Source organism: Methylobacterium sp. Leaf93 (assembly GCF_001422345.1).
Classification (GTDB): domain Bacteria; phylum Pseudomonadota; class Alphaproteobacteria; order Rhizobiales; family Beijerinckiaceae; genus Methylobacterium; species Methylobacterium bullatum.
Genome location: NZ_LMMS01000027.1, coordinates 163,606 through 176,621, shown reverse-complemented (window position 1 = coordinate 176,621; position 13,016 = coordinate 163,606). Strand labels below are relative to the sequence as shown.

Annotated in this window: 12 protein-coding genes; 11 read left to right on the top strand and 1 reads right to left on the bottom strand. The window is 67.7% G+C overall.

The annotated features are described in order from the left end of the window. Window position 1: 1 nt before the first annotated feature. Window positions 2–946: an aspartate carbamoyltransferase catalytic subunit gene (locus ASF26_RS16810; protein WP_056256342.1), complete on the bottom strand. Its 945-nt coding sequence runs from the start codon at window positions 944–946 to the stop codon at window positions 2–4. A gap of 191 nt (window positions 947–1,137) precedes the next feature. Between ASF26_RS16810 and ASF26_RS16805 the strand changes: the two genes are divergently transcribed. The 11 genes from ASF26_RS16805 (at window position 1,138) to ASF26_RS16755 (ending at window position 12,978) form a co-directional block, all read left to right on the top strand. Further along, a complete protein-coding gene (locus tag ASF26_RS16805; RefSeq protein ID WP_056256944.1) occupies window positions 1,138–2,025 on the top strand; it encodes a cytochrome b/b6 domain-containing protein in 888 nt (295 codons plus the stop codon). After that, entirely contained in the window at window positions 2,022–2,855 is an 834-nt protein-coding gene (locus ASF26_RS16800; protein ID WP_056256338.1) for a molybdopterin-binding protein, read from the top strand. Before ASF26_RS16805 ends, ASF26_RS16800 begins: the two co-directional genes overlap by 4 nt. Before the next feature lie 209 nt (window positions 2,856–3,064). Continuing rightward, entirely contained in the window at window positions 3,065–5,830 is a 2,766-nt protein-coding gene (topA, locus tag ASF26_RS16795) for a type I DNA topoisomerase (RefSeq protein WP_056256335.1), read from the top strand. A gap of 193 nt (window positions 5,831–6,023) precedes the next feature. After that, window positions 6,024–7,637: a HAMP domain-containing sensor histidine kinase gene (locus ASF26_RS16790; RefSeq protein ID WP_056256333.1), complete on the top strand. Its 1,614-nt coding sequence runs from the start codon at window positions 6,024–6,026 to the stop codon at window positions 7,635–7,637. Beyond that, window positions 7,634–8,338, top strand: a complete 705-nt coding sequence (locus ASF26_RS16785; protein ID WP_018043603.1) for a response regulator transcription factor — start codon at window positions 7,634–7,636, stop codon at window positions 8,336–8,338. Before ASF26_RS16790 ends, ASF26_RS16785 begins: the two co-directional genes overlap by 4 nt. A gap of 168 nt (window positions 8,339–8,506) precedes the next feature. After that, window positions 8,507–8,596, top strand: a complete 90-nt coding sequence (gene pqqA, locus ASF26_RS16780; protein ID WP_018043604.1) for a pyrroloquinoline quinone precursor peptide PqqA — start codon at window positions 8,507–8,509, stop codon at window positions 8,594–8,596. 44 nt (window positions 8,597–8,640) lie between these two features. After that, on the top strand, window positions 8,641–9,540 hold the full coding sequence (pqqB, locus tag ASF26_RS16775) for a pyrroloquinoline quinone biosynthesis protein PqqB (RefSeq protein ID WP_056256330.1): 900 nt from the start codon (window positions 8,641–8,643) through the stop codon (window positions 9,538–9,540). A 148-nt stretch (window positions 9,541–9,688) separates the two neighbouring features. Beyond that, window positions 9,689–10,765 (top strand): pyrroloquinoline-quinone synthase PqqC, encoded by a 1,077-nt coding sequence (gene pqqC / locus ASF26_RS16770; RefSeq protein WP_056256326.1) that lies wholly within the window; start codon window positions 9,689–9,691, stop codon window positions 10,763–10,765. Continuing rightward, entirely contained in the window at window positions 10,762–11,919 is a 1,158-nt protein-coding gene (gene pqqE, locus ASF26_RS16765; protein WP_056256323.1) for a pyrroloquinoline quinone biosynthesis protein PqqE, read from the top strand. The genes pqqC and pqqE overlap by 4 nt, the downstream gene beginning before the upstream one ends. Continuing rightward, complete coding sequence (locus ASF26_RS16760) at window positions 11,916–12,629, top strand: hypothetical protein (RefSeq protein ID WP_056256319.1); 714 nt, start codon at window positions 11,916–11,918, stop codon at window positions 12,627–12,629. Before pqqE ends, ASF26_RS16760 begins: the two co-directional genes overlap by 4 nt. Next, the gene (locus ASF26_RS16755) at window positions 12,610–12,978 is read left to right on the top strand and encodes a hypothetical protein (protein ID WP_056256314.1); all 369 of its coding nucleotides are present in this window, start codon (window positions 12,610–12,612) and stop codon (window positions 12,976–12,978) included. Before ASF26_RS16760 ends, ASF26_RS16755 begins: the two co-directional genes overlap by 20 nt. Window positions 12,979–13,016 lie beyond the last annotated feature (38 nt).

The following is a 13,016-nucleotide window of genomic DNA, read 5'->3' as shown; positions in this document are numbered from 1 at the left end:
ATCACGCGTTCGGCAGATGCGTCGCGAGGGCTTCGAGGACCGCCATGCGGACGGCGACCCCCATCTCCACCTGCTCGCGGATCAGGGATTGCGCCCCGTCGGCGATCTCGGACGAGATCTCGACGCCGCGGTTCATGGGTCCCGGATGCATCACCAGGGCGTCGGGCGCGGCCAGCGCCAGCTTCTCGGCGTCGAGGCCGAAATAGCGGAAATACTCCTTCACCGAGGGGACGAAGGAGCCGTTCATGCGCTCGCGCTGGAGCCGCAGCATCATCACGATGTCGCAGCCCTCGAGCCCCTTGCGCATGTCGGTGAAGACCTCGACGCCGAAGCGCTCGATCCCGGTGGGGAGCAGCGTCGAGGGGCCGATGACCCGCACGCGGGCGCCCATGGCCTGGAGCAGGATGATGTTGGAGCGGGCGACGCGGCTGTGCAGGACGTCGCCGCAGATCGCGACCCTCAAGCCCTCGATCCGCCCCTTGTTGCGGCGGATGGTGAGCGCGTCGAGGAGGGCCTGGGTCGGGTGCTCGTGGGCGCCGTCGCCGGCATTGACCACCGAACAATCGACCTTGCGGGCCAGGAGATGCACGGCGCCGGCCGCGTGGTGGCGCACGACGATGATGTCGGGCCGCATGGCGTTGAGGGTGGCGGCCGTGTCGATGAGGGTCTCGCCCTTCTTCACCGAGGAGGAGGCCACCGACATGTTCATGACGTCGGCGCCGAGACGCTTGCCCGCGAGTTCGAACGAACTCTGGGTCCGGGTCGAGGGCTCGAAGAACAGGTTGATCTGGGTGCGGCCGCGCAGGGTGGTGCGCTTCTTCTCCACCTGGCGGGAGAGCGCCACGGCATCCTCCGCCCGGTCGAGGAGGGCCTCGATGTCGGGGCGCGACAGCCCCTCAATGCCGAGAAGGTGCCGATGGGGGAAGGAGGCGGGTGCGACGGTCATTCTGAGACCATGGCTATAGGGAGGCGGACGGGGAGCGGCAAGGAGCCATGGGCCGGGGACCGGTCGCTTGGTGTGTCGGCGCGACGGGGGCGTGTAACCTTTCCGCCCCGTGGCTCGTAGTCTCTTTTAGAATGCGTGCTTCCGGCGGGTCCGGATGGACGCGATTCGTGATCGAGGCCGGAGTCCGCCCCTTGGCAGCCAGCACGACGAGACGGTCCGACGAGCGGATCGAGACGATCCGCCGCCGCTGGATCTTCCGTCACCCCGCGGTGATCCGGGCCGCCCACTGGATCAATCTCGCCTGCCTCGCCGTGCTTCTGATGAGCGGGCTGCAGATCTTCAACGCCCATCCCGCCCTGTACTGGGGCTCGGCCTCGACCTTCGACGCGCCCCTCCTCGCCGTCACGAACGACGAGACGGCGGAGGGCGCGGCGCGGGGGATCGTCAGGATCGGCGATCACACGCTCGACACCACCGGCTGGCTCGGCCTCTCCACCGCGCAGGGTCAGAGTACGGGCCGGGCCTTCCCCGCCTGGATCACGCTGCCGGCGCACCAGGACCTCGCCACCGGGCGGCGCTGGCACTTCCTGTTCGCCTGGGCCTTCGTCATCAATGGGCTGGTCTACCTTATCTACGGCATCGAGAGCGGCCAGTTGCGCCGCCGGATCGTGCCTCAGAGAGACCAGTTGAAGCATTTGGGCGACTCGGTCCGCGAGCACCTCACCCTGACCTTCCCCAAGGGCGAGGAGGCCCGGCGCTACAACACCCTGCAGAAACTGAGCTACCTCGTGGTCATTGCCATCCTCCTGCCGCTGATGCTGCTCACGGGCCTCGCCATGTCGCCGGGTTTCAACGCCGTGCTGCCCCTGCCCGCTCTGTTCGGCGGGCGGCAATCGGCGCGGACCGTCCATTTCATCGTCACGAACCTGCTCGTGCTGTTCACCCTCGTCCATGTGGCGCTCGTGCTGGTCTCGGGCGCCTGGAACAACCTGCGCGGCATGGCCACCGGCTGGTTCGTGATCGAGACGACCAAGACCTCTTATCCAGGCAAGACCTCCGATCCGAGGAAGAGCCGATGACGCGCGCTCCCAACCGTCGCGGCATCCTCACCGGCGCCGCCGGCCTGCTGGGCGCCACCCTCCTCGGCGGCTGCGACCGCATCGCCGGCAGCGCGTGGGGAAGGCGCACGCTGAAGCTCGGGGAGGATGCCAACCTGTTCGTGCAGCGCCTGCTGCTGACGCCGGCCTCCCTCGCCCACGAGTTTGACGAAGGCGACATCTCGCCCTGGTTCAAGCCGAACGGCACGATCGACCCTCCGGACGACGACTACAAGGCTCTGGTGCAAACCGGGTTCGCGACCTTCAGGCTGAGAATCGACGGCCTCGTCGAGCAGCCGCAGGACCTGTCCCTCGCGGATCTGCGCGCCCTGCCCTCGCGGACCCAGATCACCCGGCACGATTGCGTCGAGGGGTGGAGCGCCATCGGCAAGTGGACGGGCGTCCCGCTCGGCGAAGTCCTGACCCGGGCAAGGCTGAAGCCGAACGCACGCTACGCCGTGTTCCATTGCGCCGACACGATGGAGATGGCCGGTGGCGGTCTCGAGGGCGGGGACGTGGCGGAGACAGAGGCCGGCGATGGCGGTCCGAACGGCCGTCCGATCCGGTACTACGAGAGCATCGACCTTACCGACGCCTTCCACCCGCAGACGATCCTGGCCTACGACATGAACGGCAAGGCCCTGCCCGTCTCGAACGGCGCACCCTTGCGCCTGCGGGTCGAGCGGCAGCTCGGCTACAAACACGCCAAATACGTCATGCGGATCGAGGTGGTGGAGAGCCTGTTCGGTATCGGCGACGGCCAGGGCGGCTATTGGGAGGATCGCGGCTACGAATGGTATGCGGGGATCTGACGGGTACCGCATCTTGCAACGGCACCGCCTCCTCCCGATTTGACAACCCCGCGCCCTTGACCCACTTGTCCCCCGCAAAGCGCCGGGCCGGCCATGGTGCCAGGCCACGTTCGAAGTCTTGCACACAATCTGTGAGTCCCGGTGGGAGAAACCCCGCCGGCTGCGAGTCCCGGCGGCAGCTCGGGCGCTGACGAGAGGCTGATCCGCACATGAAAGTCGTCGTCGTCGAGTCGCCGGCCAAGGCCAAGACGATCAACAAGTATCTCGGCCGCGACTACGAGGTGCTCGCCTCGTTCGGCCATATCCGCGACCTTCCGGCGAAAGACGGCTCCGTCGACCCGGAGGCGGATTTCCGCATGCTGTGGGAGCTCGACGACCGCGGCTCGAAGCGCGTTTCGGAGATCGTCAGGGCACTCAAGGGCGCCGACGGCCTGATCCTCGCCACCGATCCGGATCGCGAGGGCGAGGCCATCTCCTGGCACGTGGTCGAGGCCCTCAACGCCCGCAAGGCGATTAAGGGCATGCCGATCGAGCGCGTGACCTTCAACGCCATCACCAAGGCGGCGGTGGACACCGCCATGCGCAACCCGCGCCAGATCGACCAGGCCCTGGTGGACGCCTATCTGGCGCGGCGCGCCCTGGACTATCTCGTCGGCTTCAACCTCTCGCCGGTCCTGTGGCGCAAGCTGCCGGGCGCCCGTTCGGCCGGCCGCGTCCAGTCCGTGGCGCTTCGCCTCGTCTGCGAGCGCGAGCGCGAAATCGAGACGTTCAAGCCCCGCGAATACTGGTCGCTGGTGGCGACCCTGGTGACCCAGGACGGCGCCGTCTTCGAGGCGCGTCTCGTCGGTGCCGACGGCAAGCGCATCCAGCGTCTCGATGTCGGCAACGGCGAGGACGCCGCCGCGTTCAAGCGCGACCTCGAACTGGCCACGTTCCAGGTCGGCAGCGTCGAGGCCAAGCCCGCCAAGCGTCACCCCGCCCCGCCCTTCACCACCTCGACCCTGCAGCAGGAAGCCTCGCGCAAGCTCGGGATGGCGCCGGCCCAGACCATGCGGGCGGCGCAGAAACTTTACGAGGGCGTCGAGATCGGCGGTGAGACCGTGGGTCTGATCACCTACATGCGGACCGACGGCGTCGACATGGCCCCGGAGGCCATCGCCGACGCACGCCGCGTCATCGGCAAGGAATACGGCGAACGCTACCTCCCCAACGTCCCGCGCCGCTACAGCGCCAAGGCCAAGAACGCGCAGGAGGCCCACGAGGCCGTGCGGCCCACGGACATGAGCCGCCTACCGAAATCCGTAGCCCGCTACGTGGATGCCGAACAGGCCAAGCTCTACGAGCTGATCTGGACCCGCACGGTGGCGAGCCAAATGGAATCGGCCGAGCTGGAGCGCACCACCGTCGACATCGTCGCCTCCGTCGGCCCTCGCAGGATCGAGCTGCGTGCCACTGGCCAGGTGGTGAAGTTCGACGGCTTCCTCACCCTCTACCAGGAGGGCAAGGACGACGAGGAGGACGAGGACGGCAAGCGCCTGCCGTCGATGAAGGCGGGCGACGCGCTCAAGCGTGAGCGCATCGTCTCGACCCAGCATTTCACCGAGCCGCCGCCGCGCTTCTCCGAGGCCAGCCTCGTGAAGCGGATGGAGGAACTCGGCATTGGCCGGCCCTCGACCTATGCCGCCGTGTTGCAGACCCTGCGCGACCGCGAATACGTACGGATCGAGAAGAAGCGCCTGGTGGCCGAGGACAAGGGGCGCCTCGTCACGGGCTTCCTGGAGAGCTTCTTCAAGCGCTACGTCGAGTACGATTTCACTGCCGATCTCGAGACCCAGCTCGACCGGGTCTCCAACGCCGAGATCGACTGGCGCGAGGTGTTGCGCGATTTCTGGAAGGACTTCTCGGCCGCGATCTCCGGCACCAAGGAGCTCCGCGTCACCGAGGTGCTCGATGCCCTGAACGACCTCCTCGGGGCGCACATCTTCCCCGAGAAGGCGGACGGCTCGAACCCGCGCACCTGCCCGACCTGCGGCAGCGGTCAGCTCTCGCTGAAGCTCGGCAAGTTCGGTGCCTTCGTCGGCTGCTCGAACTACCCCGAGTGCAAATACACCCGCCAACTCGCGGCTAATGCCGTTGAGGGCGAGGGCGATGGCACCTCCGGCGGCGGTCAGCCCGGCACGCGGGTACTCGGCGACGATCCGGTCACCGGCATGTCCGTTACCCTGCGCGACGGGCGCTTCGGTCCCTTCGTCCAACTCGGCGAAGCCTCCACCGAAAAGGAGGCGCCCAAGCCCAAGCGTTCGTCCCTGCCGAAGGGATTGAGCCCCTCCGACGTCGATCTGGAAAAGGCGCTGCGTCTCCTCGCCCTCCCCCGCGAAGTGGCGAAGCACCCCGAGAGCGGCGAACCGATCCTGGCCAATCTCGGCCGGTTCGGTCCTTACGTGCAGCACGGGAAGATGTACGCCAATCTCGGCCGCGACGACGACGTGCTGGAGATCGGCGCCAACCGCGCCATCGATCTCATCGTCGCCAAGGAGCAGGGGGGCGGGCGCCGCGGCCCGGCCTCCGATCCCGGCCGGTCGCTCGGCAACCATCCCGAGACCGGCAAGGCCATCGTGGTGAAGTCGGGCAAGTACGGCCCCTACGTCACCGACGGCACCACCAACGCGACGCTGCCCAAGACGCTCGCCGCCGACGACATCGCCCTGCCCCAGGCGCTGGAGCTCATCGCCGCCCGCGAGGCGTCGGGCGGCGGCAAGAAGAAGGCCCCGGCCCGCAAGACGGCGACCAAGACCGCGACGAAGACGGCCGCCAAGGCGGGGGCGGCGAAGGCTCCCGCCAAGAAGGCGGCGGGGACCAAGGCAGCAGCCGGGACGGCAGCGAAGAGCACGGCGACCGCTGCCAAGACGAGCACTCCCAAGACCACCACGGCAAAGAAGCCGGCAGCAAAGACGGCCGCACGCAAGAAGGCCTGATCCGTCGACTCGTCGAGGATGGGGTCGTCACGGCTCTCTCCCCGCATGCGGGGAGAGAGGATGCGCTCCTAGCGCGTCGGCTTTTGCGAGCGGCCGGGACAAGGACCGTTGAGCGTTATGGCCCTGGACGCCGGGGCGGATTGCGCTATCGCTCGCGCCCGAGAAAACGGCGAGACACGGGCGGCCCTACGCGATGCGCTCTCTGAAGGTCCGGTTCGCGCTGCTGCTCGGCGGCGCTGCGTTGCTGGTGATCCTGGCGGCGCTCGGGGTGCTGGGCTCCATCGGCGCGGCCGAGCGCACCATCGACCGGACGCTCGCGGCGCAGGCGCGGCTCGAACTCCTGGTGGAACTGTCCGGCCGCATGACCCAGTACGGCCTCGCCGCGCTGGAGACGGTGAGCAACCCGGACGCCCAACCCGAAGGGCTGTCCATCGCCCGCACCAATGTCGACCGGGCGCTCGTCGCCGTCGACGAAGCGCTGGGCAAGAGCATTGCCGTCAGCGACGATCCCCTCGACCGGATGCAGTACGCCGCGCGCACGCGACCGCTGGCGCAGCTCCGCTCGGCCCGCGCCATCCTCGACCGGCAGGTCTCCCAGGTCCTGCGCCAATCCGAGGAGGATCAGCGGCGCAACTCCATCCGCGGCGCCCTGAACGGGTTCGGCGCCATGACCGGCCAGCCGCTCTCCTTCCTCATCGAGGTCGAGCGCCGCTCGATGATCGCGGGCTCGGACGAGGCGCGCCAGCTCTCAGCGACCCTGCGGATCGCGTCGCTCGCCGCCGTTATCCTGGCACTGGCCCTGGTCTTCGTCCTGTACCGGGCGGTGACCCGGCCGACCTTGGCGCGGATCGAGGCGGTGCGCCAGGCGGCGGGTGCCGTCGGGCGCGGTGAGCTCGACACCCGCCTCTCGGTGGCGACGCGGGACGAGCTCGGCCTGCTGGTGGCGAATTTCAACCGTATGGCCGCGCGCCTCGCCCGGCGCGAAGGGCGCCTCGCCGCCGACCGCGCCGCCCTTGAGGACACGGTGGAGGCGAGGACCACCGACCTGCGCGCCGCCAACGAGCGCCTGGAAGCGGTGGACCGCTCGCGCCGGCGCTTCTTCGCCGATGTCAGCCATGAGCTGCGCACGCCGCTCACCGTGATCCTCGGCGAATGCGACATCGCCGCCCGCTCGGCCGGCCGGGCGGGGGTCGATTACGCCCCGGTCTTCGCCACCATCCGCAAACGGGCCCTGCGCCTTCAACGCCGCGTCGAGGATCTCCTCAGGGTCGCGCGCTCCGAATCCGGCCAGATCGAGCTCGACCGGCGCGCCGCAAGCGCCCTCGCCATCCTCACCGATGCCGTGGACAGCGCCGCCTCCGAGGCGGCACGTCGGCGGGTGAACCTCATCCTCGACCCCGCCCCCCGCGACGCGACGCTTCTCGCCGACCGGGAATGGCTGCGGCAGGTGGTGGAGAGCCTGATCGACAACGCCCTGCGGCACGCCACGGGGCTGACACGGGTGGTGGTCGCCCTCGCCGTCGACGAGGCACGTTCGGCCACGATCACGGTGACGGATGACGGGGCTGGCTTTCCGGCGGTCGGTGCGGACCTGTTCGAACGCTTCCGGCGGGAAGGCCATTCGGGAGAATCGGGTTTCGGCATCGGCTTGGCACTGGCGCGCTGGGTGACGGAGCGCCATGATGGGGCGATCAGCCTCGGGGCCGGCGAGGACGGGACGGGTGCGCGCGTGACGCTCAACCTGCCCGTCCTCGACCTCGATCCCGAGGACGGACGAGAAACGAAGCGGAAGGACGGCGCCGCATGACGCGAGTGCTCATCGTCGAGGACGACAGCGACATCAGGGCCATGCTGGCCCGGGGCCTGGAGGCCGAAGGGTTCTCCGTGGGCGTGGCCGGCTGCGTCGACGACGCCCTCACCTCCGCCCGTGACGAGGCACCCGGTGCGGTCGTCCTCGACATCACCCTGCCCGACGGGTCGGGCCACGACGTCTGCCGCTCCCTGCGCGAGGGCGGCTATCCCGGCCCGATCCTGTTCCTCTCCGCCCGCGACGAGGTCCGCGACCGGGCCGAAGGCCTGGCGCTCGGGGCCGACGACTACATCGTGAAGCCCTTCGTCTTCGACGAGCTGCTGGCCAGGCTGCAGACGCATCTCCTGCGCCGCAAGGAATCGGACCAGCCGCGCACCATCGTCACCGCCGGCAAGCTCGTCCTAGATCTCAACATCCGGCAGGTCTCCCTCGGGGATGCGACGGCGCGCCTCACGCCTCGCGAATCGGAACTGCTCGCCCTGCTGATGGACAAGGCCAACCAGCCGGTGTCGCGCGGCGACATCTTCGATAAGCTCTGGGCCGGCCAGGGTGGCCTGTCGCTGAATGTCGTCGATGTCTACGTGGGTTACCTGCGTACCAAGCTCTCGGACTTCGTCCGCTTCGGCGGCCCGGTCATCGTCACCGTGCGCGGCCGGGGTTTCATGCTGGACCTGCGGGGCCAGGATTTTCGCCACTAAAGTATGAGCCGGGTTCCGGGACGATCCGGCAATTTATCGCTTGAAGAGTCCGGTGGAATTGTCGATATAGCTCCCGCGACAGAAATGACTGCGCCGTCAGTGTCTTAGGATCTTCTTAATCGAGATCCGGATGCTGCTGACGTCCAAGAAACCATTGAGGAGAACACCATGACCTGGGCTGCCCCCGTCGTTTCCGAGATCTGTGTCGGCATGGAAGTCACCAGCTACGAGTCGGCTGAGATCGACACCTTCAACTAAGACATCGTGTCGTGCTTGAGGATCGAGGCAGTGCCGGTTCAGCCATGCATGTCGTGATTCTCGGCTCGGCCGCGGGCGGCGGCCTTCCCCAGTGGAATTGCCGCTGCCCCATCTGTTCGCTCGCCCGGGAGGATTCCTCCAGGGTGCGCCCACGAACCCAGTCGAGCATCGCCGTGTCGCCCGATGGCGAGCACTGGCTCCTGGTGAACGCCTCCCCGGACATCCGGCAGCAACTCTTCGACAATCCGGCGATGCATCCGCAGGAGGGCCTGCGCCACTCGCCGATCCATGCCGTGCTCCTCACCAACGGCGATGTCGACCACGTGGCGGGGTTGCTGACCCTGCGCGAGGGCCAGCCCTACACACTCTACGCCACCTCCGGCATCCTCGATTCCGTCAACGCCAATCGCGTCTTCGACGTGATGGCGGCCGACGTGGTGACGCGCGAGAAGATCGCCCTCGACCACGCGTTCGAACCGGTCCCCGGCCTCACCGTCACGCTGTTCGCGGTGCCGGGCAAGGTGCCGCTCTGGCTCGAGGACGAGACCATGGAGATCGGCGCCGAGACCGAGACGACGGTGGGCGCGATGATCGAGGCGAATGGGCGCCGCCTCGCCTACATTCCCGGCTGCGCGCGCGTCACGGACGGGCTGAAGCAACGCATCTCGGGCGTCGATGCGCTTCTGTTCGACGGGACGGTGCTCCTCGACGACGACATGATCCGCGCCGGGGTCGGCGTGAAGACCGGATGGCGCATGGGCCACGTGCCGATGACGGGACAGGGCGGATCGATCGAGGCGCTGGCCGAGGTGGAGATCGGCCGCCGGGTCTTCGTCCATATCAACAACACCAATCCGGTGCTGGTGGAGGGCTCCGCCGAACGGAGATCGGTGGAGGCCGAGGGCTGGACAGTGGCCCATGACGGGTTGACCCTGTCACTCTAGCCGAATGCACGGCTGGCATTTTAATGCCGCCGCCTTATATTGTGTCCAATAGGATTGCGCACTCGTCGTCCGTGACCTTCACGGGGATCGTCGCCATCTGTAAGAAAAGTTCCGACCGCCGCCCTTCGTCGAAACGCCGAGCCACGCCATGACCGCGCCCTTCCCCACGCCCAAGACCGACGCGTCCCAGCGCCTGCTCAGCCCCGAGGACCTCGAGGCGGCGCTGCGCGACATCGGCGCCCGGCGCTATCACAACCTGCATCCGTTCCATCGCCTGCTGCACGATGGCAAGCTGAACAAGGATCAGGTCCGCGCCTGGGCGCTCAACCGCTATTATTACCAGGCGATGATCCCGGTGAAGGACGCCGCCGTGCTTGCCCGCATGGAGGATGCGAGCCTGCGCCGCGTGTGGCGCCAGCGCATTGTCGACCATGATGGCGACGCGCCCGGAGACGGCGGTATCGAGCGTTGGCTGAAACTCGCCGAGGGTGTCGGTTTCCGTCGCGACTACGTGGAATCGACGCAAGGGATCCTGTCGGCGACGCGCTTCTCGGTGGATGCCTACGTGCATTTCGTGAAGGAGCGCTCGCTGCTGGAGGCCATCGCCTCCTCGCTCACCGAAATGTTCTCGCCGACGATCATCTCCGAGCGCGTAGCCGGGATGCTGAAGAACTACGATTTCATCACGAAGGACACGCTGGCCTATTTCGACAAGCGCCTGACCCAGGCCCCGCGCGATGCGGAATTCGCCATCGACTACGTCAAGCAGCACGCCACAACGCCCGAACTGCAGCGTCAGGCCATGGCCGCGCTGACCTTCAAGTGTAACGTGCTCTGGACGCAGCTCGACGCACTCTACTTCTCCTATGTGGCTCCGGGCATGACCCCGCCGGATGCCTGGACGCCCGGCACCGGTCTCGTCGCCGAAGTGGCGCAGGCGGCCGGCACCGGCACGGTCCGGTCGGGCGACGTGCCACGCCTGCCCCGTGGCGTGCGCCTGCGCCACGACGAGGTCCGCGGTCAGCATGTCCTGCTGGCGCCCGAGCGCACCTTCGACCTCGACGCCAATGCCGTGGCGGTCCTGTCGCTGGTCGACGGGCAGCGCAGCGTGCGCGACATTGCGGTGAAGCTCGCCGAGACCTTTACCGCCGACCCGGACGTGATCGAGGCCGACGTCCTGGCCATGCTCAACGACCTCGCCACGAAACGGGTTCTGGAGCGATGAACGCCATCACGCCGAATACCCCTTCCCTGCCGGCTCCGGTCGGGCTCCTCGCGGAGCTGACCCATCGCTGTCCCCTGCGCTGTCCCTATTGCTCGAACCCGCTCGAACTCGACCGGCGCTCGGGCGAGCTCGACACGGCGACATGGCAGCGGGTGCTGACGGAGGCGGCGGGTCTCGGCGTGCTGCATGTCCACCTCTCCGGCGGCGAGCCCACGGCCCGCAGCGACATCGTCGAGATCACCCAGACCTGCGCCAAGCTGGGGCTGTATTCCAATCTCATCACTTCGGGCGTCGGCGGCGCTCTGGCCAAGCTCGACGCCCTCTACGACGCGGGCCTCGACCATGTGCAGCTGTCGGTGCAAGGCGTCGACGCGGCCAACGCGGAAAAAATCGGCGGCCTGAAGAACGCTCAGCCGCAGAAATTCGCCTTTGCCGAGCGCGTGACGCAGCTCGGCCTTCCGCTGACGCTGAATTCCGTGATCCACCGTGGCAACATCCATGAGGTCGAGGGCTTCATCGACTTGGCCGTCAAGCTCGGCGCCAAGCGCCTGGAGGTTGCCCATACCCAGTATTACGGCTGGGCCTATGTGAACCGCGCCGCCCTGATGCCTGACAAAGCCCAGGTCGATCAGTCGATCCGTATCGTCGAGGCGGCGCGCGAGCGGCTGAAGGGCCAGCTCGTCATCGATCTCGTCGTGCCGGATTACTACGCGAAGTACCCCAAGGCCTGCGCCGGTGGCTGGGGCCGCAAGCTGATGAACGTCACACCCGCCGGCAAGGTGCTGCCCTGCCACGCCGCCGAGACCATCAAGCATCTCGAATTCTGGTACGTCTCCGACCATTCGCTCGCCGATATCTGGGCGAACTCTCCCGCCTTCACCGCCTATCGCGGGACGGACTGGATGAAGGAGCCCTGCCGCTCCTGCGACCGGCGCGAGAAGGATTGGGGGGGCTGCCGCTGCCAGGCGCTGGCTCTGGCCGGCGATGCGGCCGCCACGGACCCGGCCTGCTCGCTCTCCCCGCTCCATTCGAAGGTGCGGGAACTCGCCAAAGAAGAGGCGGCCGAGACGCCGCCCGATTATGTCTACCGGACGATCGGCAGCAACGTGGACCGCGTTGCGCCGCCGCCCCTGAAAGAGGATGCTCCCCTGTGAAGCCCGTTCTCGTCGCGTTCGCCCTCGCGTTTGCCGGCCTGCCCGCCCTGGCGCAGGGCACGCCCCCGGCGGATGCGCCCGCCGTGACCAAAGCCAACACCGCCACCCCGCCCAACGCCTCGGACCTGCTGTTCGAAGAGCCGCAGATGAAGAACGTGGCGCCGGGATCGAGCCTGACCTACGCGTATCTCCGGCGCAGCGGCATTTCCAAGGGCCCATTCGGCCCGACCATGGACGACCAGATCAAGCTCACCATCGAGCCCGGTACGGCACCGGAGAACCGGACGATCCGGGTGCAGATGTTCTCGGGTGCGAACCGCTTCCCCGCCGGCCCGTTCACCGACATGCCTGGCAACCCGGTGATGACCCTTTTCCTGGAACATCACCTCATCGACCTCGCCAAGGTGCTCTCGGCCAACCCGCGTTACATCAAGAACGGCATCCGCAAGGCCCTACGCGACAACGCGACGGTGACCGCGACGACCGCCACCGTGAAGGGCCAGACAGTGGATGCGTGGCGCGTGGAGGTGCAGCCCTTCATCGACGACAAGATGAAGGACCGCATGCGCGGCCTAGAGAACCTGAAATACACCTTCGTGACGTCCCCCGCCGTGCCCGGCGAGTTGCTCTCCATCGAGGCGCAGTCGAAGACGGCGGATGGCGGCGAACTTCTCCAGGAGAACCTGACCTATGATCCGAACGCTGGTTAAAGGCGGCCTTCTCGCCCTCGTGCTCGGCCTCGCCGGCGCCCCCGTCCATGCGGCCGACAGCGAGAACGACTACCCCACCGAGGCGCGGGCGGATTATGTGTTCGGCTGCATGGCGGCCAACGGGCAATCGCGGGAATCGCTCTCGCGCTGCTCCTGCTCCATCGACGCTCTCGCCTCGATCCTCACCTACGACAAATACGTCCAGGCGAGCACGGTCCTGTCCATGCGTCAGGGCATCGGCGCCCGTTCGAACGAGTTCCGCTCGACCAAGGTATTCGACGACAAGGTCGCGGATCTGCGCCGCGCCCAGGCCGAAGCCGAGATCCGCTGCTATCGCGGTGGGGTGTGATCGGCGGGATCCACCCTAGATACGGTGATCCCATTCAT